Annotated in this window: 21 protein-coding genes; 5 read left to right on the top strand and 16 right to left on the bottom strand. The window is 65.6% G+C overall.

The window, feature by feature from the left end:
- Positions 1–73 precede the first annotated feature (73 nt).
- The 5 genes from FQ775_RS06735 (at position 74) to FQ775_RS06715 (ending at position 4770) form a co-directional block, all read left to right on the top strand.
- Positions 74–1036 (top strand): aspartate carbamoyltransferase catalytic subunit, encoded by a 963-nt coding sequence (locus FQ775_RS06735; protein ID WP_146301144.1) that lies wholly within the window; start codon positions 74–76, stop codon positions 1034–1036.
- Entirely contained in the window at positions 1033–2319 is a 1287-nt protein-coding gene (locus tag FQ775_RS06730; protein WP_146301145.1) for a dihydroorotase, read from the top strand. Before FQ775_RS06735 ends, FQ775_RS06730 begins: the two co-directional genes overlap by 4 nt.
- 31 nt (positions 2320–2350) lie before the next feature.
- Positions 2351–2965 carry a glycerol-3-phosphate 1-O-acyltransferase PlsY gene (gene plsY / locus FQ775_RS06725; RefSeq protein ID WP_146301146.1) on the top strand — a complete coding sequence of 205 codons (615 nt, stop codon included), beginning with the start codon at positions 2351–2353 and terminating at the stop codon, positions 2963–2965.
- Entirely contained in the window at positions 2962–4101 is a 1140-nt protein-coding gene (dprA, locus tag FQ775_RS06720; RefSeq protein ID WP_146301147.1) for a DNA-processing protein DprA, read from the top strand. Before plsY ends, dprA begins: the two co-directional genes overlap by 4 nt.
- A gap of 126 nt (positions 4102–4227) precedes the next feature.
- Complete coding sequence (locus tag FQ775_RS06715; protein WP_246730285.1) at positions 4228–4770, top strand: BA14K family protein; 543 nt, start codon at positions 4228–4230, stop codon at positions 4768–4770.
- Positions 4771–4830: 60 nt separating this feature from the next.
- Here FQ775_RS06715 and FQ775_RS06710 read toward each other — a convergent pair whose 3' ends face one another.
- From FQ775_RS06710 to FQ775_RS06635, 16 genes are all read right to left on the bottom strand, one after another.
- On the bottom strand, positions 4831–5163 hold the full coding sequence (locus FQ775_RS06710; RefSeq protein WP_146301148.1) for a hypothetical protein: 333 nt from the start codon (positions 5161–5163) through the stop codon (positions 4831–4833).
- A gap of 34 nt (positions 5164–5197) precedes the next feature.
- On the bottom strand, positions 5198–5890 hold the full coding sequence (locus FQ775_RS06705; RefSeq protein ID WP_246730284.1) for a L,D-transpeptidase: 693 nt from the start codon (positions 5888–5890) through the stop codon (positions 5198–5200).
- Entirely contained in the window at positions 5890–6843 is a 954-nt protein-coding gene (locus FQ775_RS06700; protein ID WP_432420048.1) for an ABC transporter substrate-binding protein, read from the bottom strand. Before FQ775_RS06700 ends, FQ775_RS06705 begins: the two co-directional genes overlap by 1 nt.
- Before the next feature lie 146 nt (positions 6844–6989).
- Complete coding sequence (glpK, locus tag FQ775_RS06695; protein ID WP_146301150.1) at positions 6990–8477, bottom strand: glycerol kinase GlpK; 1488 nt, start codon at positions 8475–8477, stop codon at positions 6990–6992.
- Positions 8478–8576: 99 nt separating this feature from the next.
- On the bottom strand, positions 8577–10307 hold the full coding sequence (locus FQ775_RS06690; protein ID WP_146301151.1) for an ABC transporter substrate-binding protein: 1731 nt from the start codon (positions 10305–10307) through the stop codon (positions 8577–8579).
- A gap of 160 nt (positions 10308–10467) precedes the next feature.
- A complete protein-coding gene (locus tag FQ775_RS06685) occupies positions 10468–10749 on the bottom strand; it encodes a DUF2160 domain-containing protein (RefSeq protein ID WP_146301152.1) in 282 nt (93 codons plus the stop codon).
- A gap of 21 nt (positions 10750–10770) precedes the next feature.
- On the bottom strand, positions 10771–11571 hold the full coding sequence (locus tag FQ775_RS06680) for a carbohydrate ABC transporter permease (protein WP_146301153.1): 801 nt from the start codon (positions 11569–11571) through the stop codon (positions 10771–10773).
- Positions 11568–12431 (bottom strand): carbohydrate ABC transporter permease, encoded by an 864-nt coding sequence (locus FQ775_RS06675; protein WP_146301154.1) that lies wholly within the window; start codon positions 12429–12431, stop codon positions 11568–11570. Before FQ775_RS06675 ends, FQ775_RS06680 begins: the two co-directional genes overlap by 4 nt.
- Before the next feature lies 1 nt (position 12432).
- A complete protein-coding gene (locus tag FQ775_RS06670; RefSeq protein ID WP_146301155.1) occupies positions 12433–13503 on the bottom strand; it encodes an ABC transporter ATP-binding protein in 1071 nt (356 codons plus the stop codon).
- Positions 13504–13514: 11 nt separating this feature from the next.
- A complete protein-coding gene (locus FQ775_RS06665; protein ID WP_146301156.1) occupies positions 13515–14591 on the bottom strand; it encodes an ABC transporter ATP-binding protein in 1077 nt (358 codons plus the stop codon).
- A 13-nt stretch (positions 14592–14604) separates the two neighbouring features.
- The gene (gene glpD, locus FQ775_RS06660; protein ID WP_146301157.1) at positions 14605–16134 is read right to left on the bottom strand and encodes a glycerol-3-phosphate dehydrogenase; all 1530 of its coding nucleotides are present in this window, start codon (positions 16132–16134) and stop codon (positions 14605–14607) included.
- Between the two features lie 109 nt (positions 16135–16243).
- A complete protein-coding gene (locus FQ775_RS06655) occupies positions 16244–17008 on the bottom strand; it encodes a DeoR/GlpR family DNA-binding transcription regulator (protein WP_146301158.1) in 765 nt (254 codons plus the stop codon).
- Positions 17009–17106: 98 nt separating this feature from the next.
- Complete coding sequence (locus FQ775_RS06650; protein WP_146301159.1) at positions 17107–18525, bottom strand: pyridoxal phosphate-dependent decarboxylase family protein; 1419 nt, start codon at positions 18523–18525, stop codon at positions 17107–17109.
- A 103-nt stretch (positions 18526–18628) separates the two neighbouring features.
- On the bottom strand, positions 18629–19015 hold the full coding sequence (locus FQ775_RS06645; RefSeq protein ID WP_146301160.1) for a 5-carboxymethyl-2-hydroxymuconate Delta-isomerase: 387 nt from the start codon (positions 19013–19015) through the stop codon (positions 18629–18631).
- 204 nt (positions 19016–19219) lie between these two features.
- Positions 19220–19951: a proteasome-type protease gene (locus FQ775_RS06640; protein WP_146301161.1), complete on the bottom strand. Its 732-nt coding sequence runs from the start codon at positions 19949–19951 to the stop codon at positions 19220–19222.
- Positions 19952–19983: 32 nt separating this feature from the next.
- On the bottom strand, positions 19984–20778 hold the full coding sequence (locus FQ775_RS06635; protein WP_146301162.1) for a transglutaminase family protein: 795 nt from the start codon (positions 20776–20778) through the stop codon (positions 19984–19986).
- Between the last annotated feature and the right edge of the window lie 7 nt (positions 20779–20785).

The following is a 20785-nucleotide window of genomic DNA, read 5'->3' as shown; positions in this document are numbered from 1 at the left end:
GGGGAGAACGCCCGCCCGCCGTGCCGGGCGCGCTTGCCGTGGGTGATCGTTGTGCCTATAGCAGCGGCTTGAGATGACCCAGCAAACGGACCTTCCGCTCTTCCCGCACCGCCATCTGCTGGGCATCCGGGACCTTTCCCCACAGGACATCACGCTGTTGCTCGACCGCGCCGACCGCGCCGTTGCGCTGTCGCGTCAGCCCGAAAAGAAATCGGCGACCCTGCGTGGCCGCACCCAGATCAACCTCTTCTACGAGGCCTCGACCCGCACCCAGTCCTCCTTCGAACTGGCCGGCAAGCGGCTCGGCGCCGACGTCATGAACATGGCCGTCGCCAGTTCCTCGGTGAAGAAGGGTGAGACGCTCATCGACACTGCGATGACGCTCAACGCCATGCGGCCCGACATCCTGATCATCCGCCATGCCTCGGCCGGCGCGGCGGCTCTCCTGGCCCAGAAGGTCGGCTGTTCGGTCGTCAATGCCGGCGATGGCGCCCATGAGCACCCGACCCAGGCGCTGCTCGATGCGCTCACCATCCGCCGCGCCAAGGGCAGGCTCGAACGCCTGACGGTAACGATCTGCGGCGACATCCTGCATTCGCGTGTCGCGCGCTCCAACATCGTCCTCCTGAACGCCGTCGGCGCGCGTGTGCGCGTGGTCGCGCCGTCGACGCTGCTGCCGGCCGGCATCGAGCGCATGGGCGTCGAGGTCTCTCGCACCATGGCGGAGGGCCTCAAGGGCGCCGACGTGGTGATGATGCTGCGCCTCCAGCGCGAGCGCATGGCCGGGGCGCTGGTGCCGTCGATCCGCGAATATTTCCGCTATTTCGGCCTCGACGCCGAGAAACTCAGACTTGCCAACGACGATGCGCTGGTCATGCATCCGGGGCCGATGAATCGCGGCGTCGAGATCGCGTCGGCGATTGCCGACGGCCCGCAGAGCGTCATCGAGGAGCAGGTCGAGATGGGCGTCGCCGTGCGCATGGCGGTGATGGAAGCCCTGCTCGACCCGCGCCGCAACGAGAGCGAGGCGCGATGACGGTCACCGCCTTCACCAATGCGCGGGTGATCGACCCGTCGCGCGGCCTCGACGAACGCGGCACCGTGATCGTCGACGGCGACACGATCGCCGCCGCTGGCGCCGGCGCGGCCAACCAGGGCACGCCCGACGGCGCCGAGATCGTCGACTGCCGCGGCCGCGCCGTCATGCCCGGCCTGATCGACGCCAAGGTCTTCATTTCCGAACCGGGCGCCGAGCACCGCGAGACCATGGCCTCGGCGAGCGCGGCGGCCGCCGCCGGCGGCGTCACGTCGCTCGTCATGATGCCGGACACCGATCCGATCATCGACGACGTGTCGCTGGTCGAGTTCGTGCTGCGCACCGCCCGCGACACGGCCAGCGTCAACATTCACCCGGCCGCGGCGATCACGCGCCATCTCGAGGGGCGCGAGATCACCGAGTTCGGGCTGCTCTCGGCGGCCGGTGCCGTCGCGCTTTCCGACGGCCGCCGCACCATCGCCAATTCGCTGGTCATGCGCCGGGCGCTGACTTACGCCAGCGATTTCGGCATCGTCGTCTCGCACATGACGCAGGACCGCGACCTCGCCGCCGCCGGCGTCATGAACGAAGGGCTTTTTGCCAGCTGGCTCGGCCTGCCCGGCGTGCCGCGCGAGGCTGAGGCGATCCCGCTCGAGCGCGACCTTTACCTCGCCCGGCTTACCGGCGCCTCCTACCATGCCGCCTCGATCTCGACCGCGCTTTCGGCGGCCGCGATCGCCCGCGCCAAGCAGGACCATGCCGACGTGACCGCCGCGGTCACCATCAACCACCTTTCGCTGAACGAACACGACGTCGGCGAATACCGGACCTTCTTCCGCATGTCGCCGCCGCTGCGGGCCGAGGAGGACAGGCTGGCGATGATCGAGGCCGTGCGCGAGGGAACGCTCGATATCATCGTTTCCTCGCATGACCCGCAGGATGTCGACACCAAACGTCTGCCGTTTGCCGATGCCGCCGACGGGGCGATCGGGCTGGAAACCTTGCTTGCCGCTGCCCTGCGGTTGCATCATTCCGGCGACGTGCCGCTCATGCGCCTGGTCGAACTGCTGTCGACGGCGCCTGCGAAGCGGTTCGGGCTGCCCGGCGGCTCGCTTGCACCCGGCGCGCCGGCGGACCTCATCGTCGTCAATCTCGACGAACCCTGGATCGTCGAGGAGGCCGGCATTCGATCGCGCTCGAAGAACACGTCGTTCGAGGGCGCGCGCATGCAGGGTCGGGTCTTGCAAACTATGGTGGCAGGCCGCACAGTGTTTACAACCTGATACCGGGCGACGGCCCAGACAGGATTATCCGATGCCCGATCCGATCAGCTGGCAACTCGCCCTTCCCTACCTCATCGCAGCGCTTGTCTTCGGCTACCTGCTCGGCTCGATCCCGTTTGGGCTCATTCTAACGCGCGCCGCTGGCCTCGGCGACGTGCGCAAGATCGGCTCCGGCAATATCGGCGCCACCAATGTCCTGCGCACCGGCAACAAGGGCCTTGCCGCCCTCACCCTGCTGCTCGACGCGCTGAAGGGCAGCGCCGCCGTCCTCTTGGCCGGCCTCTACGGGCCCGACCAGGCGGTCGTGGCCGGCCTCGGCGCCTTTCTCGGGCATCTTTTCCCGGTCTGGCTCGGCTTCAGGGGCGGCAAGGGCGTGGCGACCTATCTTGGCGTGCTGGTCGCCATCGCCTGGCAGGGCGCGCTCGCCTTCGCCGTCGCCTGGCTCGGGGTCGCGCTCGTCACGCGCTATTCCTCGTTGGCCGCGCTGGTCGCCGCGGTCGCGGTACCGGTTGTGCTTTATCTCCTGAACTTCGTCCAGGCCGCCGAACTCTTCACGCTGATGAGCGTGATCGTCTTCTTCAAGCACCGGGCCAACATCGGCCGGCTGCTGAACGGTACCGAGACCCGCATCGGAGCGAAGGGGTGAACGCCGGCGGGGCCGCGGGACAGCGTCGCCTAAGCGACCGCCAGAGGCTCAACTGGCTCCGGCTCATCCGCACCGAAAATGTCGGCCCGGCCACCTTTCGCGACCTGATCAACCGCTTCGGTTCGGCCGACGCGGCCCTCGACGCCCTGCCCCGCCTGATGCGCAGCGGCGGCGCGTCCCGTCCCATGAAAATCTGCACCGAGGAGGATGCCGAGGCGGAACTTGCCGCCCTTGCCCGGTTCGGTGCACGGCTGATCGCCCTCGGCGAGCCCGGTTATCCGCCGCTGCTCAAGGTCATGGAGCATCCGCCGCCGCTGATCGCGGTCAGGGGCGAACCCGCCGTCTTCGATCTGCCGGCCGTTGCCATCGTCGGTGCCCGCAACGCCTCGTTGTCAGGCATCAAGATCGCACGAAACATGGCCGCAGCACTCGGGAGCGAGGGCTTCGCGGTAGCCTCCGGTCTGGCGCGCGGCATCGACGCGGCCGCCCATCAGGGCGCATTGCCTACCGGCACGATCGCCGTCCTGGCAGGCGGGATCGACAGGCCCTATCCGCCGGAAAATCGCGCGCTCTACGACGAAATTCCGGAGCGTGGCGGCGCCATCGTCACCGAGATGCCGTTCGGCTGGGAACCCCGCGCCCGCGACTTTCCGCGCCGCAACCGCCTCATTGCCGGCAGCGCCCATGCCCTTGTCGTGGTCGAGGCGGCGTTGCGCTCCGGCTCGCTGATCTCGGCGCGGCTCGCCGGCGAGATGGGCCGGCTGGTCTGCGCCGTGCCCGGCTCGCCGCTCGATCCGCGCGCGGCCGGCACCAACGGGCTCCTGAAGGATGGCGCGCTCCTGGTCACCGAGGCGCGCGACGTCATCGAGCAGGTGGCGCCCTTGCTCGGCCGGCCGCCGCCGCCGTCCGAGGAATTCGATGAGCCGCCGGACTTTGCCGCGACGCCGCCGCCCGGCGACGATGATCGCGCCCGCGTCATCGAGACGCTCGGACCGACGCCCGTGCCGGTCGACGACATCATTCGCCACACCGGCCTTCACCCGGCGCAGGTTTTCATGGTGCTGCTCGAGCTCGACCTTGCCGGCCGCATCGAGCGCCATCCGGGCAACATGGTCTCGATCCTTTTTTCCGATTAGCGATCTCCGCGCCGGCGCCTTCGCGGAAGCGTTCGTCTCCCTGCCTGAGGTTGTTCCTGCGGAACCAGCCTGCCCGCCAGCCGTTTCGATGCGAAGGGACACGACAACCTTGCCCAGGAGATGATGATGAAAACGCTCTTCAAATCATGGCTTGCCGGCGGCGTGGCGCTTGCCATCGCCGGTTCGAGCATCGTTCCAGCCCAGGCGGCATCGATGAACTTCGCGCCGCGTGCGCCCGAAAGCGCGGTGACAACCGTGCAGGGTCCGGACGCGTTCATTCGCCGCCACCGTGGCGGCCGCAACTTCGATGGGCGCGACTTCCGTCGTGACCGCCGCGAGTTCAGGCGCGAGTTCCGCCGCGATCGCCGCGAGGCGCGCCGTGACCATCGCCGCCTGCATCGCCGTGGCGATCACTTCTACCTCAACGGCCATCGCGGCTATCGCCACCGCCGGCCCGGCTACCGCGAATATGACGGCTGGTGGTTCCCGGCGGCCGCCTTCATCGCCGGCGCCATCATCACCGGCGCGATCAATGACGGCCCGCGCACGCAGCTGAACGAGGCGCATGTCGACTGGTGTTTCGACCGCTACCGGTCGTACCGGCTGCGCGACAATAGCTTCCAGCCCTATGAGGGCCCGCGCCGCCAGTGCATCTCGCCCTATTATTGAGGAAACGATGAAAGTCCGGGGCGCATCGCGCCCCGGACTTTCTGGCTTTCAAAGGCCTTGTCAGGCCGGCTGGACAGACTTCACGTTGCCGTCGGTATCGACGATGCAGGAGGTCTTCTGGCCGGCGGCATCGACGTCGACCTGATAGTTCTTGCTGTCGAGCTGGCGCGAAGCGACCGGCAAGGTCTTGTCGCTGTCGGCGCCCATCGCCTCGGCTGCGGCACTGGCGCACAGAAGCTGCAGGTCGGCCGGCGCGGTGTTCAGCGTATTGCGCGCCTGTTCCTGGGGCGCCGGCGTCGACATGCAGCCGGCAAGCGGCGCGATCGCCATGGCAGCGACCACGAGCAACGCCGCGCGCTTTGTGGTGGCGGTTTCCAATCTCGATGACGGCATTGCTTCCCCTTCCAGCTTGACGGCTCCCGCTGCCTCAGACGCCCTTGTAGAGCGCGGCCCCCTGCATGAGCACGATCACCTTGGCTCCGACCTGGATGCGCTCGTGCAGATGCACGACGTCGTCATTGTTCATGCGGATGCAGCCTGACGACACGTCGAGCCCGATCGTCCACGGCTCCGGCGTGCCATGAATGCGATAGATGGTGTCTTGGCCGCCTTCGTAGAGGTAAAGCGCGCGCGCGCCGAGCGGATTGCTTGGGCCGCCCGGCATGCCGCCGGCCCATTTGGCCGCATTGGGATCACGCGCCACCATCTCGGCCGGCGGCGTCCATGTCGGCCACTCCGCCGTGCGCCCGATCTTGACGATCCCGGCCCAGCCGAAGCCCTCGCGGCCGACCCCGATGCCGTAGCGGATCGCCTTGTGGCCGGGCTGCACGAGGTAGAGGAAATGCTGGTTGCCGTCGATGATGATCGTGCCCGGCTTTTCCGCCGTGCGGAACTTGACGAGCTGGCGGCGGAAGGCCTCCGGCACCTGGCCGTGCGCGGCGTAGTATTGGTGCGCCTTCTTGCGGTCGTAGTCGATCCAGGTCCGCGTCTTGGGATCGAAGATCTGCGTGCCCGCGGCGAGCGCCGCCACGGTGCCGAGCCCCAGAGCCGTCGCCACCAAAGCGAGGGAAAGCCTGCGTCGTGCCGGCCGGCCGGCGCGGCCCTGCATCTTGTCAGCCATCATTTCGCCCACCCGCGAACCCTTTCCTCATGCGCGGCGACCCATTGCTCGGCATAGGCGGCCGGTTCCTTGCGATCGACCGAAAGAGCGTAGGTCATCTCGGTGATTTCCGCCGGCGTGAAGTCGACCTTTTCCAGGAAGGCGGCCACGTCCGGACGCTCCTCGGCAAGGCTCGACGCATAGGCGATGTGGAAGTGCGCGATGTTCCAGCCTGTCGATGCTGTCGACTTCGAAATCCACAACGGGTCGTCGGCAGCCGACACGATCTGCCATTTGGCGCGGTCGTATTCCGGCTCCTCCAGTCGTACCACGTCGTGCAGCTTGAACACGTGATGCGGCGCATAGCAGGCGAACACCATCGGGCGGCTTGTCGCCACGGCGGCATCGACCGCGGCCATCGCCACCTCTTCCTCGGCCTCGACCAGCGTCATGTGGGGCGCGTATCCGTAGCTGTTGGCGCGGACGCGCTCGATCCCGGTCGACGACCAGGTTGGCGCGCCGATCCACAACTCGCCCAAGCCGTCGCCATCGGTATCGAGCATCGCCGTCTTTTCCGGATCGGTGAGATCGGAGACGGCGGTGATGCCGGAAAGCGCCGCCTCCGGCGTGGCGCACAGGCCTTGCCATGCCGGCACGCCGAATATGCTCAGGGTGACCGAGCCGCGGTCGACGGCATAGCGCTTGATCAGATCGTCGAGGTTGGGCCGCCACACCTCGGGGTGGATGTCGATTTCACCGGAATCGAGACCGGCGAAGGCGGTCAGCGTGCCCAGTTCGCGCACTTCGACCGAAAGCCCGAACTGCTTCTCGACGCTTTCCTTGAGAATGTTGGCGGTCGCCTGGCCCGACGGCCAGTTGGGCATGGCGATGACCAGATCGGCCGCAGCAGCCGCGCCAGCACCTTGCAGGCTCGCCATCGCGATGATGCCTGCGGCAATGATCGCATTCCGCATCGTACCGTTCCTCCTACCGCAAGCAAAACGTACCGACTGCCAAGAAGAAAAGTCAAGCTGCGCAGGATGATAGCCGTTTCGGCATCGGCTCGACCAACCCCTCTTCGGCTGGCTGGCCGTAAGTATTCCCGCCGAAAGCGACGATGCTAGGACAATGTCCGGCGGACCGCGTCGCGCCAGCCCCTGACCTTGCGCTTGCGCTCGGCCGCCGACATTTCCGGCTCGAACCGCCGCTCGAGTGCCCATGATTTGGCGAATTCGGCCTGCTTCGGCCAGACGCCGGCCTTGGAGCCGGCGAGCCACGCCGCTCCGAGCGCCGTCGTTTCCAGGATGTTCGGCCGGTCCACCGGCGCGTCGAGGATGTCGGCCAGGCATTGCATGGTCCAGTCCGAGGCGACCATGCCGCCATCGACGCGCAACACCGTTCTGGCGGCGCCGGACTTCCAGTCCTTCTTCATCGCATCAAGCAGGTCGCGGGTCTGGAAGGCCACAGATTCCAGCACCGCCCGGGCGAACTCGGCCGGGCCGGAATTGCGCGTCAGCCCGAAGATCGCGCCGCGCGCATTGGCGTCCCAGTGCGGGGCACCGAGGCCGACAAAGGCCGGCACCAGATAGACCTGCTGGGTCGGATCGGCCCTTTCGGCCAGAACGCCCGTCTCTTCGGCCTTGCCGATCGTCTTCAGGCCGTCGCGCAGCCATTGCACCGCCGCGCCGGCGATGAAGATCGAGCCTTCCAGCGCATAGGTGGTCTTGCCGTTGAGCCGGTAGGCGATGGTGGTCAGCAGCCGGTTTTTCGACCTGACCATGTCGGTGCCGGTGTTGAGCAGCGCGAAGCAGCCGGTGCCATAGGTCGATTTCATCATGCCGGGCTTGAAGCAGGCCTGGCCGATGGTCGCCGCCTGCTGGTCGCCGGCGACACCCCGGATCGGGATTTCGGCGCCGAACAGGCCCTTCTCGGTGACGCCGAAATCGTCTGCGCAGTCCTTCACCGCCGGCAGCATCGCAGCCGGGATATCGAGTATCTTCAGGAGCTCGCCGTCCCATTCGTTGCTGGCGATGTTATAGACCAGAGTGCGCGACGCGTTGGTGGCGTCGGTGGCGTGCAGCTTGCCGCCCGTCAGCCGCCAGATCAGGAAGGTGTCGATCGTGCCGGCCAGCAATTCGCCTTTCGCCGCCCGCTTGCGCGAGCCTTTCACCTTGTCCAGCAGCCAGGCGATCTTGGTGCCGGAAAAATAGGGATCGAGCAACAGCCCGGTCTTTTTGGTGAACTTCGCCTCCAGCCCCTTCTTCTTGAGCTTTTCGCACATCTGGGCCGTGCGCCGGTCCTGCCAGACGATGGCGTTGTGGATCGGCTTGCCGCTCGCCTTGTCCCAGATCACCACCGTCTCGCGCTGGTTGGTGATGCCGATCGCGGCGATGTCGGCAGCCGTCAGCTTCGCCTTCTTCAGCGCCTCCTTCACGGTCGCGACGACGGTCCGCCAGATGTCCTCCGGGTCATGCTCGACCCAGCCCGAGGCGGGGTAGTGCTGGGGGAATTCCTGCTGGCCCACGGCGACGATCTTCATCTCGCCGTCAAAGACGATCGCCCGGCTCGACGTCGTGCCCTGGTCGATCGCGAGAACATGGCCTGCCATGCGTCCTCCCCCCGAAAACGGTCCTTCTTGCAAAAGGGAGACGGCCGTGGCCGTCTCCCCTGATTGTGGCGCGGGAAAACCCTCCCGCCAAGCGCCGGCTTACTGCCAGCGCTTGATGATCTCCTCATATGCCACCGTCTCGCCCTGCGGCTTCTCGTTGTCGAGCTTTGCCTTGGCGCCGCCCTTGCCGAGCCACTCGGAGGGATCCTTTTCCTCGTTGAGGCGCGGGCCGCAGCCGCCATAGACATTGGCGGCCTCGTCGGCGGCCTGCATGCGGGCCATGGTCTGGTCCATCTCGGAAGCAAGCCGGTCCATCGCCTCCTGAGGCGTAAAGGCGCCGGAGTTCACGTCACCGATCTGCTGCCACCAGATCTGGGCCAGCTTCGGATAATCGGGCACGTTGACGCCGGTCGGCGTCCACATGACGCGGTCGGGCGAGCGGTAGAACTCGACCAGGCCACCCAGCTTCGGCGCGCGTTCGCTGAAGGATTCATGGTTGATGGTGGAGTCGCGGATGACGGTCAGGCCGACATGGCTCTTTTTCACGTCCACGGTCTTGGAGGTGACGAACTGCGCATAAAGCCAGGCCGCCTTGCGGCGCTCGACCGGGGTCGACTTGAACAGCGTCCACGAACCGGCGTCCTGATAGCCGATCTTCATGCCCTCTTCCCAATACGGGCCATGCGGGGACGGCGCCATCTTCCATAGCGGCGTTCCCTCGTCGTCGACGGTGTTGTTGCCGTCCGCCTTCGACTTCACCATGTCCGCCGTGAACGCCGTGTACCAGAAGATCTGCTGGGCGACGTTACCCTGGCTGAGCGCCGGCAGCGACTGGTAGAAGTCGAGGTCGGCCGCACCCGGAGGCGCGTACTGACGCAGCCACTCGTCCCATTTGCGGATCGCGTAGACCGCGGCCGGGCCGTTGGCGGCGCCGCCACGGCTGACCGAGGCGCCGGCCGGATTGCACGAACCCTCTTCCATGCGGATGCCCCACTCGTCGATCGGGCGTCCGTTCGGCAGGCCCTTGGAGCCGGCGCCGGCCATCGAAAGCCAGGCGTCGGTCATGCGCCAGCCAAGGTCGGGGGCGCGCTTGCCGTAGTCCATGTGGCCATAGACGCGCACGCCGTCTATCTCCTTGACGTGCTCGGAGAAGAACTCGGCGATATCCTCATAGGCCGACCAGTTCACCGGCACACCGAGGTCGTAACCGTACATCTCCTTGAACTTGTCCTTGATCTCGGGCCGGTCGAACCAGTCCTTCCGATACCAGTACAGGTTCGCGAACTGCTGGTCCGGCAGTTGCCAGATCTTGCCGTCCGGTCCGGTCGTGAACGAGATGCCTATGAAGTCTTCGATGTCTAGGCCAGGATTGGTTACGTCCTTGCCCTCGCCCTCCATCCATTCGCTCAGATTCACCGCGCTCTGCAGACGCGAATGCGTGCCGATCAGGTCGGAGTCGTTGACATAGGCGTCGTAGAGGTTGCGGTTTGTCTGCATCTGGGTCTGCACGGCCTGGACGACTTCGCCCTCGCCGAGCAGCTGGTGGTTGACCTTGATGCCGGTGATCTCCTCGAACGCCTTGGTCAGCACCTCCGACTCATAGGTGTGCGTGGGGATCGTTTCGGAAAGGACGTTGATCTCCATGCCGGCAAACGGTTCGGCGGCCTTGATGAACCATTCCATCTCGGCCTTCTGCTCGTCCATCGAGAGTGTCGAGGGCTGGAACTCGTCATTGATCCATTTCTCGGCCGCCGCCATGTCCGCCCACCCCGGAACTGTCGTTCCGAGCAGGGCGAGAGCGGCAACGGATGCCATAAGCTTCGTTCGCATTGCTATCCTCCCAACAAAGTTGCGGTTTCGATCGAAACCTTCGAGTGACGATCCTCTCCCTCCATGCGCGTATGGAAGGCGATTTTCGCCGGTGGCGCCTTCGGCGGCGGGCGGGACCAGGGCCCGTATCCGCCATCGAAGGCGATTCATCGCAAACGCCTCAGACCCAGCGGAACACCGCCAGGGCAAAGACGATCGCAACGATGGTGGCACCCCACAGCGGCGCGCCGGTGAAGGCGAGCCATGCGAGGTGGATGTAGGCGCTGCCGAGCAGCGAAATGAACAGCCGGTCGCCCCTGGTCGTCTCGAGACCGAGGACGCCATGGCGCGGGCCGCCGCCCGGCCGCGCCCATTCCCACAGCGTCATGGCGCTCAGCGCCAGCGCGATGAAGGCGAAGAAGGCCGCCGTCTGCCAGGTCCAGGCCATCCATGTGAGGTCCATGATCCGTCCTCCTTGCAGCCGTCAGACGCGGCCCAGGGCAAAGCCCTTGGCGATGTAGTTGCGCACGAAATAGATGACCAAGGCGCCGGGCACGATCGTCAGCACGCCGGCGGCCGCGAGCAGGCCGAGTTCGTAGCCCGATGTCGACGCCGTGCGTGTCATCACCGCCGCGATCGGCTTGGCGTCGACCGCCGTCAGCGATTTGGCGAGCAGCATCTCCACCCACGAGAACATGAAGCAGAAGAAGGCGGTGACGCCGATGCCCGACGCGATCAGCGGCATGAAGATCTTCACGAAGAAGCGCGGCCAGGAATAGCCATCGATATAGGCGGTCTCGTCGATCTCCTTCGGCACGCCCGACATGAAGCCTTCCAGGATCCAGACCGCCAGCGGGATGTTGAAGAGGCAATGCGCCAGCGCCACAGCCAGCGGCGTGTCGAACAGTTCGATCGCCGAATAGAGCTGGTAGAAGGGCAGCGCGAACACCGCCGGCGGCGCCATGCGATTGGTCAAGAGCCAGAAGAACAGATGCTTGTCGCCGAGGAAGCGGTAGCGCGAGAAGGCATAGGCCGCCGGCAGTGCCGCGGCGACCGAAATCACCGTGTTCAGAACCACATAGCTGATCGAGCTGATGTAACCGTTGTACCAGACCGGGTTGGTGAGGATCTCGACATAACTGTCGACGGTGAAGTTGCGCGGCCAGAAGCTGAAGCCGCCGAGAATCTCGTTGGTGGTCTTGAACGACATGTTCAGGAGCCAGTAGATCGGCAGCATCAGGAAGATGATGTAGACGGTCGGCACGATCCAGCGGAACGACCTCATTGTTCCTCTCCCCGCATCATCAGCGTGTAGAAGACCCAGCACACCAGAAGCGTCATCAGGAAGTAGATGATCGACATGGCGGCAGCGATGCCGAGGTTGAACTCGCCGAGCGCGGCCTTGACCAGGTCGATCGAAAGCAGCGTCGTGGCGTTGCCGGGCCCGCCGCCGGTGAGCACGAACGGCTCCGTGTAGATCATGAAGGAATCCATGAAACGCAGCAGCACGGCGATGGTCAGCACACGCTTCATCTTCGGAAGCTGGATGTAGCGGAACACCGACCAGGACGACGCGCCGTCGATCTTGGCCGCCTGGTAATAGGCGTCGGGGATCGAACGCAGGCCGGCATAGGCCAAAAGCACCACCAGCGAGGTCCAGTGCCAGACGTCCATCAGCACGATGGTGAACCAGGCCGAGAATGGCTGCCGGGTGAAGTTGTAGTTGATGCCGAGTTCGCGCAGCGTGTGGCCGAGCAGGCCGATGTCGGGCAGTGCCATGATGTTCCACATGGCGCCGACCACGTTCCACGGGATCAGCAGCGGCAGCGCCATCAGCACCAGGCAGACCGAGACCCAGCGGCCCTCGCGCGGCATCGTCAGCGCGATCGCGACGCCGAGCGGGATCTCGATCGCGATGATGATGAAGGTGAAGGCAAACTGGCGCAGCAGCGAGGCGTGGAAGCGTTCGGACGCCAGCACCTCGCGGTACCACTTCACGCCTTCGAAGAAGAACAGATTGTTGCCGAAGGTCTCCTGGACCGAATAGTTGACCACCGTCATCAGCGGGATGATGGCGTTGAAAGCCACCAGCGCCAGCACCGGCAGCACCATGAACCAGGCCTTGTTGTTCCAGGTCTTGGTCATCTCAGCGCTCCATCTCGACGCGCCACGAGCCGGCATAGATGTTGATGCCGTCCGGATCGAAGCTGACATGCGCCTCGGAGGGGATGTCGCCGCCCTCGGGAACCACCGCCGCGATGCGTTGGCCGTTGACGACCGCGCGCACGATCTTCTGGCGGCCGATATCCTCGACCTTGTCGATCGTCGCCGGCATGCCCTCGCGGCCGATGCGCACGAATTCGGGCCTGATGCCGAGTTCGATGGCCCCGCCCATCGGCGTCTGCGGCACACCCGGCAGTTCGATCGTCTGGTCGCCGAACTTCGCTTCGCGCCCGGCAATCGACACCGGTACGACATTCATGCCGGGCGAGCCGATGAAATAGCCTACGAAAGTGTGCTTGGGCCGTTCGAACAGTTCGCCCGGTGTGCCGATCTGGACGATCTCGCCCTCATACATGACGACCACGGCATCGGCGAAGGTGAGCGCTTCGGTCTGGTCGTGGGTGACATAGACCATGGTGTGGCCGAAGCGCTTGTGCAGCAGCTTCAGTTGCGAGCGCAGCACCCATTTCATGTGCGGATCGATGACCGTCAGCGGCTCGTCGAACAGGATCGCATTGACGTCGGAACGCACCAGGCCGCGGCCGAGCGAGATCTTCTGCTTCTGGTCCGCGGTGAGCCCTTGCGCCTTGCGGTTCGACCAGGCGGCGAGGTCGATCATCTCCAGTGTCTCGCGCACCTTGCTGTCGACCTGCGCCTCCGGCACGCCGCGGTTGCGCAGCGGGAAGGCCAGATTGTCGTAGACGGTCATCGTGTCGTAGACGACAGGGAACTGGAACACCTGGGCGATGTTGCGCGCCTCGGTCGAATAGCCGGACACATCCTCGCCGTCGAAAAGCAGCCGGCCTTCGGAGGCATGCAGCAGGCCGGAGATGATGTTGAGCAGCGTGGTCTTGCCGCAACCAGACGGCCCGAGCAGCGCGTAGGCGCCGCCATCCTCGAAGGTGTGATGCACCTCCTTCAGTGCGTAGTCCTCGTCGCGCGAGGGATTGGCGAGGTAGGAGTGCCGGATGTGATCGAGATCGATGCGTGCCATACCCCTCCCCCTCAATCCGCCTTGCCGGCGGGCGCGACCGAGCGTCCGGCCGCGTCGAAGACCAGCAGGTGCCGGCTGTCGATGAAGACCTGCACCTCGGCCCCGGCCTCGAAATCGTGGATGCCGGGCGCCAGCATGACCCAGCGCCGGTCGGCGAAGTCGAGATGCACGAAGCTCTCCGACCCGGTCAGTTCCGTCACCGAAACGCGCGCTGAGATCGGAACCGCGCCGGCAACCGGGCTTTCGAGCGTCAGATGGTGTGGTCGGAAGCCGACCGTGTAGCTGCCGTCGGCTATGCCCGCGAGCCTTTCCGGCAGCGACAGCCTGACCCCGCCGATCTCGAAGCCGTCGCCGCGCTTTTCGAGCTCGATCGTGTTGAGCGGCGGGTCGGAGAAGGTGCGGGCGGTGATCAGGTCGACCGGGTCGCGGAAGACCTCGATGGTCGAACCGAACTGCGTCACCCGGCCTTCCGACAGCGTCGCCGTGTTGCCGCCCAGAAGCAGCGCCTCGTGCGGTTCCGTGGTCGCATAGACGAAGATCGCCCCGGATTCGGCGAATATCTTCGGCAATTCGTCGCGCAGTTCCTCGCGCAGCTTGTAGTCGAGATTGGCCAGCGGTTCGTCGAGCAGCACCAGTCCGGCATTCTTGACGATCGCCCGGGCAAGCGCGGTGCGCTGCTGCTGGCCGCCGGACAGGCTGAGCGGCGTGCGGTCGAGATAGGGTGTCAGCCGCAGCAGTTCGGCCGCGCGGCGCACCTCCTTGTCGATCGCCTCGCGTGCCGCGCCCGCCACGCGCAGCGGCGAGGCAATGTTCTCGTAGACGGTCATCGCCGGGTAGTTGATGAACTGCTGGTAGACCATGGCGACGTTGCGCTTCTGCACCGGCATGCCGGTCACGTCCTGGCCGTCGAAGAACACGCCGCCCGATGTCGGCACGTCGAGGCCCGCCATCAGCCGCATCAGGCTGGTCTTGCCCGAAAGCGTCGGCCCGAGCAGCACGTTGAGCGTGCCGTGATCGAGCGCAAGCGAGACGTCGCCGATATGCGTCTCGCCTCCCACGACCTTCGACACGTTTCTCAGTTCGAGCATTCCGGTCCCCGCCCTATTCCGCAGCCGCCGTCGAGGCGTCGCCGCCCGCCGAGCGCATGTATTTGTCGAGCGTCGCCGCCTCCGCCTTCGAAAGCCGCAGGCCACGCTTGGTGCGCCGCCACAGCACGTCCTCGGCCGTGCGCGCCCACTCCCGCCCCATCAGGTGCCTGACCTCGCATTCGAACAGGTCGGCGCCGAACCACTGGCCGAGATCCTCGCGCGACTTCGCCTTGCCGAGGATCGTCCGCGCGTCGGTGCCGTAGAGGCGCACCAGCCGGCGCGCATGGGTCTTGTCGAGAAAAGAAAAGTCGGCGCTGAGCCGCGCGACCTCCGCCTCATAGCCATCGGCCGGAAAATTGCCGCCCGGCAGCGGCGCCCTCTCCGTCCACGGCGCGCCCTTGCGGCCGAGGAAACCCTCGATCTTCTCAAGCATCGCCTCGGAAAGCCGCCGGTAGGTGGTGATCTTGCCGCCGAAGATGTTGAGCAGCGGCGCCTCGCCGTCGCCGCCTTCCGACTTCAGCACGTAGTCGCGGGTCGCTTCCTGCGCCTTGCTGGCGCCGTCGTCGAAAAGCGGCCGCACGCCGGAATAGGTCCACACGATGTCCTCGCGGCGCACCGGCTCGACGAAATATTCGCTCGCCGCCTCGCACAGATAGTCGATCTCGGGATCGGTGATCGTGACGTCGCCCGGGTCGCCCTCGAAATCGTGGTCGGTGGTGCCGATCAGCGTGAAGTCGTCCTCGTAGGGGATGGCGAAGATGATGCGGCCGTCGCGGTTCTGGAAGAAATAGGCGCGCGGATCGTCGAACTTCTTGCGGATGACGATATGGCTGCCCTGCACCAGCCGTACGTTGTCGACGCTGTTGCGGCCGAGCGCCGTCGCCAGCACCTCGTCGACCCAGGGCCCGGCCGCATTGACGATCAGGCGCGCCTTCACCGTCTCGACCGCTCCGGAGACCCGGTCCTCGAGTTCGGCCGTCCACTGCCCGTCCTCGCGCCGCGCCCGCGCCACCTTGGTCCGGGTGCGGACAACAGCGCCGCGGTCGGCAGCATCGCGCGCGTTGAGCACGACGAAGCGGGCATCGTTGACCCAGCAATCGGAATATTCGAAGGCACGCGAGAAGAGCGGTTTCAGCGGGGCGCCGGCCTTGTCGCGGCGCATGTTCAGTGTGCGCGTCGGCGGAAGCTTCCTGCGTCCCCCGATGTGATCGTAGAGGAACAGGCCGAGCCGCAGCAGCCAGGCCGGACGCAGGCCCTTGTGATGCGGCAGCACGAAGCGCATCGGCCAGATGATGTGCGGCGCATTGGACCACAGCACCTCGCGCTCCATCAACGCCTCCCGCACCAGTCGGAACTCGTAGTACTCCAGATAGCGCAGGCCGCCATGGATCAGCTTGGTCGACCACGACGACGTGCCGCTGGCGAGATCGTTCATTTCGGCGAGAACGACGGAGAAGCCACGCCCGGCCGCGTCGCGCGCGATGCCGCAGCCGTTGATCCCGCCGCCTATGACCAGAATGTCGTAGAGCTGCTCGCCGCCCAAGAATTCCTCCCGCTTTCGCAATGCAGCATTCTACGGCTGCCGAAAGCGGCGAGAGAAATAATTCGAAAACCAAGCGAATGTCAAACGAAATTGATAAGGCGGTTTGCGCCTAGCGCACGGTCTCCATCAGCTTCACTTCGGCTTCGTCGCAGATCTTGCGGATATTCGCGATCTCGCAGCGGTCTGTGATGAAGGTATCGACCTGCGAAAGATGGCCGATGCGCACCGGCGCGGTACGCTCGAACTTGGTCGAATCGGAGACCAGGATCACGTGCCGTGCGTTGGCGATAATCGCCTGCGCGACCTTCACCTCGCGGAAATCGAAATCGAGCAAGGCGCCGTCATGGTCGATCGCCGAGGCGCCGATGACGGCGTAATCGACCTTGAACTGCCGGATGAAGTCCACCGCCGCCTCGCCGACGATGCCGCCATCGGAGCCGCGCACGACCCCGCCGGCGATCACCACCTCGATCGTCGGATAGACGCGCATCCTGTTGGCAACATTGATGTTATTGGTGATGACCATCAGGCCATTGTGGTCGAGGAGCGATTTTGACACCGCCTCGGTGGTGGTGCCGATATTGATGAACAGCGACGCGCCGTCCGGGATCAGGCGCGACGCCGCGCGTCCGATCGCCTCCTTCTCGTCCGAGGCGATATTGCGCCGCGCCTCGTATTCCATGTTCTCGATGCCGGAGGGAAACAGGGCGCCGCCATGAATGCGCGTCAGCATCCGCTGGTCGCACAGATCATTGAGGTCCTTGCGGATCGTCTGCGGCGTCACGTCGAAATGCGCGGCCAGGTCCTCGACCAGCACCCTGCCCTGCGCCTTGGCCATTTCGATGATCGCCGTATGGCGAGGCGAAAGATACATGACGGCCTCCCGTTTTCGTTTTTGTTTCTTGTAAGGAAAAACGAAAACGGGAAAAAAGCAAGGCCGTCAGCGTCGGCAAACGGTGCTGATCACTGCCTTCAGGCGGTTTGCAACTCTTTGACGCCGGCGCGGATCGCTTCGAAGGCCGCCGCCACGTCATCCTCGGTGGCCGAAAACGCACCCGCTTGGAAGCGGATCGCCACCTTGCCGTCGATCCGCGTCTGCGTCAGGTAGATCGCGCCCCGGTCGTTGATGGCCCGCACCAGGTCGAGGTTGTGCGCGTCGGCATCCTCGCCCTCCGGCGGAAGGCGTCGGAAGGTGAACAGCGACAGCATCGGTTCGGTCACGATCTCGAAATCCGGCTCCTCCGCGATGCGCCTTGCCAGCGCGCCGGCCCATTCGACGTGGTTGCGGATCATGCCGCGCAGCCCGTCGAGCCCGTGGGCACGGATCAGGAACCACAGCTTGAGTGCCCGGAAGCGGCGGCCGAGCGGGACCGTCCATTCCGAATAGTTGATGATGCCGTCGCGGCCATGCGTTTTCAGATATTCGGGCTGGATCGCCAGCGTCTTCACCAGGCTTTCCGGATCGCGCACAAAATGCGCCGAGCAGTCGAACTGCGCCCCGAGCCATTTATGCGGGTTGAGCACGATCGAGTCCGCTGCCTTCACTCCCTCCCAGAAATGCCGGAACTCGGGGCAGATCATCGCCGAGCCTGCCCAGGCGGCATCGACGTGGACATAGAGCCCGTGCCGCTTCGCCACCGCGCAGACCGCCGCGATCTCATCGGTCGCCCCGGCGCTGGTGCCGCCAACGCAGGCGATGATGCCGGCCGGCAGGTGGCCTGCCGCCTTGTCGTTTTCGATCGCCGCTTCCAGCGCGGCAATATCCATCGCTCGCAATGCGCCGCCGGAGGGAATGCGGACAAGGTTCTCCTCGCCGATGCCCGACACCCAGATCGCCCGGTCGATCGAGGTGTGCACCTCGCGCGAGGCATAAACGCGCAATTGCTGCTGGCGGGCGAGCCCTTCGCTGTTGCCCTTCCAGCCGAGGGCGCGCTCGCGCATGACCAAGACCGCCGAAAGCGTCGCCGAGGAGGCCGAATCCTGGATGACGCCGGCAAAGCCATCCGGCAGGCCAAGCGCCTGCCGGAGCCAGTCCAGCACCCGGGTCTCGAGCTCGGTCGCGGCCGGCGATGTCTGCCACAGCATGCACTGCGCGCCCATCGCGGTGACCAGATATTCGGCGATCACCGAGACCGGCGCCGCATTGGCCGGGAAATAGGCGAAGAAGCGCGGATGCTGCCAATGCGTCATGCCCGGCAGGATCGTCCTTTCGAAATCGGCGAAGATCGCTTCCAGAGGCTCGCCGGCCTCGGGCGGCGCGGCCGGAATGGCGGCGGCGATTTCGCCCGGCGCGGTCTGGGCCCTGACAGGGCGCTCGCGCAAGGTCTCGCGATAATCCGCGCCCCAGTCCGCGGCCCGGTGCGACCAGTGCCGAAAGCTCTCTTCATCCATGGGCTATCCCCAGCTTTCCCTTGCCAGCATCTAGGACGACGCGCTCCCCGTCATCAAGGCGAGCCGGCCCTTGCACCGTCGCGGGTTGCAAGGGCCTCTTCCCTCATGTCTGCCGCAGACGCGGATGGATACTGTTCCGGCGCCAGCTCAGTTCGGGATCGATCTCGCGGATCTCGAACGACAGCGCGAAATTTGGCGTCGCAAGCAGCGGCGCCAGGAAATCCTCCACGGCCCGGAACACCGTTTCGCCAGCCTGTTTTCTGGTCTCGACCGATCGGCCCGTGCCCATGCGCAGAGAAAGGTCGACAAATGCGTTCTCAGGCAGGTCGTCGGCGATCGCGAAATGCTCGCAGCGCACGGTGCGAACGCGCACCGCACCGGTCTCGAAGACGCCGGTCGACAACGCGGCCTTCAGGATCGTCCGGCACAGCGCGTCGAGATCGACCTTGCCGTCCAGATTGGCCGAGTATTCGATCGTGAAATGCGGCACGGCCTCCTCCCCTCGGACCGTTGCTGCGGCCTGCAAGATATATTTAACATGTTAACATTGAAGCTATAGCTGTCAAGATCGCAACCGGCGGTCAGCTGACGTCCGGAAAACCGCGCCGGCGAATTCCGAACTGGAAACAAGGTCCAGCCGTGACTGCGTCTAGGTCCTGCCCGACATGCTGCACGTGCTATTGGCCCGCCGGCCTCACGACATCGGAAAGTCCGGCAAGCTCTTGAACGCGGCGCGCAGCGCATCCGACCAGCCGCTCGAAATCGTCCGGTAATAGGCGTTGTCTGCCGTGATGCGCTGCTGGAAGCCGATCTCGAAACTGTCGCGCTCGTAAAACAGGAGGTCGAGCGGCAACCCGACCGACAGGTTGGCCTTCACGGTTGAATCGAACGACACCATCAGCAGCTTCGCCGCCTCGGCAAAGCTCATCTCGGGGTCGTAGGCGCGGATCAGGATCGGCTTGCCGTATTTGACCTCGCCGATCTGGAAGAACGGCGTGTCATCGCCCGCCTCGACGAAATTGCCTTCGGGATAGATCATGAACAGCCGCGGCTCGGTGCCCTTGATCTGGCCGCCAAGGATAAAGGAGGCGCCGAAAGCATCCTGGCTCTGCCCCGCCGGGGCCGAGCCTGTGATCACCTCCTTGAGCAGATTTCCGACCACGCGGGCGGTCTGGTACATGGACGGCGTTTCAAGCAGCGACGGCGAACGGTCCTGCGGCGCCTTGGCGCGCTCGTCGAGCAGGCTCACAACGGCCTGGGTTGTGGCCAGATTGCCGGCCGCCAGGAGCACGATCACGCGCTCGCCCGGCTTGGTCCATGAGAACATCTTGCGGAAGGTGGCGATGCTGTCGACGCCCGCATTGGTGCGGGTGTCCGACATGAAGGCCATGCCGCGGCCAAGTTTGAGCCCAACGCAATAGGTCATGCAGCGAATCCGCCAAAACCAGTCCCGGCAGATTACTGCTCGACAGTGACGCGAACCGCAAGCTGTTCTTCACCGGTTCCCTGCCTGATGCCGGAAATCGGGCTGGCGTCGCGATAGTCGAGCCCGACCGCGACGCGCACATAGCGTTCGTCCGGCGAGATGCCGTTGGCCGGGTCGAAACCAACCCAGCCGAGATCGTCGACATGCGCCTCGGCCCAGGCATGGCTCGCCGCCTGCTCGTCGGTGCCGGCCATATGCAGGTAGCCACTGACATAGCGTGCCGGAAAGCCGGCCTTGCGTGCCGCGGACACGAAGATGTGGGCGTGGTCCTGGCAGACCCCGCTGCCGCGCGTCAGCGCCTCCTCGGCCTCGGTCGCCGCATCGGTGGTGCCCGTCATGTAGGTGACGCGCTCGGCCACCGTCGCCATCAGCCCGTGCAGCCGCTCGAGCCCATCCTTCTCCTTCATCTCGGCCGCGAGCTTGCGGATGCCCGCGCCCGCCGTCGTCAGCGGCGTGGAGCGCCGGAACAGCCAGAGCGGCGCGAAGCCGCGATGGTCGCCGACGACGCCCGCGGTATCGAATGTCTCGACCTCGCCCGACGCCTCGATCGAGATCGCATGCGGCTCGCCTTCCGCGCTGATCAGCACCGTCTCGTTGGCGAACTGGTCCCGGAAGCGCACCTCTTCGCGCGCGCCGACGATCTGAAGGTCCCAGTTGCCCACGGCCTGGTTCTTGCTGTCGACAGGAATGAGCCGGAGCCGCTGCAGCGCATAATGCAACGGCGCGTCGTAGCGGTATTCGGTGTGATGGGTGATCCTCAGCCGCATGGTCGCC

It is taken from the genome of Nitratireductor mangrovi, from assembly GCF_007922615.2.
In the GTDB taxonomy this organism is placed as follows: Bacteria; Pseudomonadota; Alphaproteobacteria; order Rhizobiales; family Rhizobiaceae; genus Mangrovimarina; species Mangrovimarina mangrovi.
This window is presented reverse-complemented; position numbering and strand designations above follow the sequence as displayed.

Coding starts and splice junctions, on each gene's coding strand:
- FQ775_RS06735 (WP_146301144.1), top strand. CDS start 74: ATGACCCAGCAAACGGACCTTCCGCTCTTCCCGCACCGCCATCTGCTG.
- FQ775_RS06730 (WP_146301145.1), top strand. CDS start 1,033: ATGACGGTCACCGCCTTCACCAATGCGCGGGTGATCGACCCGTCGCGC.
- plsY (WP_146301146.1), top strand. CDS start 2,351: ATGCCCGATCCGATCAGCTGGCAACTCGCCCTTCCCTACCTCATCGCA.
- FQ775_RS06715 (WP_246730285.1), top strand. CDS start 4,228: ATGAAAACGCTCTTCAAATCATGGCTTGCCGGCGGCGTGGCGCTTGCC.
- FQ775_RS06710 (WP_146301148.1), bottom strand. CDS start 5,163: ATGCCGTCATCGAGATTGGAAACCGCCACCACAAAGCGCGCGGCGTTG.
- FQ775_RS06705 (WP_246730284.1), bottom strand. CDS start 5,890: ATGGCTGACAAGATGCAGGGCCGCGCCGGCCGGCCGGCACGACGCAGG.
- FQ775_RS06700 (WP_432420048.1), bottom strand. CDS start 6,843: ATGCGGAATGCGATCATTGCCGCAGGCATCATCGCGATGGCGAGCCTG.
- glpK (WP_146301150.1), bottom strand. CDS start 8,477: ATGGCAGGCCATGTTCTCGCGATCGACCAGGGCACGACGTCGAGCCGG.
- FQ775_RS06690 (WP_146301151.1), bottom strand. CDS start 10,307: ATGCGAACGAAGCTTATGGCATCCGTTGCCGCTCTCGCCCTGCTCGGA.
- FQ775_RS06685 (WP_146301152.1), bottom strand. CDS start 10,749: ATGGACCTCACATGGATGGCCTGGACCTGGCAGACGGCGGCCTTCTTC.
- FQ775_RS06680 (WP_146301153.1), bottom strand. CDS start 11,571: ATGAGGTCGTTCCGCTGGATCGTGCCGACCGTCTACATCATCTTCCTG.
- FQ775_RS06675 (WP_146301154.1), bottom strand. CDS start 12,431: ATGACCAAGACCTGGAACAACAAGGCCTGGTTCATGGTGCTGCCGGTG.
- FQ775_RS06670 (WP_146301155.1), bottom strand. CDS start 13,503: ATGGCACGCATCGATCTCGATCACATCCGGCACTCCTACCTCGCCAAT.
- FQ775_RS06665 (WP_146301156.1), bottom strand. CDS start 14,591: ATGCTCGAACTGAGAAACGTGTCGAAGGTCGTGGGAGGCGAGACGCAT.
- FQ775_RS06655 (WP_146301158.1), bottom strand. CDS start 17,008: ATGTATCTTTCGCCTCGCCATACGGCGATCATCGAAATGGCCAAGGCG.
- FQ775_RS06650 (WP_146301159.1), bottom strand. CDS start 18,525: ATGGATGAAGAGAGCTTTCGGCACTGGTCGCACCGGGCCGCGGACTGG.
- FQ775_RS06640 (WP_146301161.1), bottom strand. CDS start 19,951: ATGACCTATTGCGTTGGGCTCAAACTTGGCCGCGGCATGGCCTTCATG.
- FQ775_RS06635 (WP_146301162.1), bottom strand. CDS start 20,778: ATGCGGCTGAGGATCACCCATCACACCGAATACCGCTACGACGCGCCG.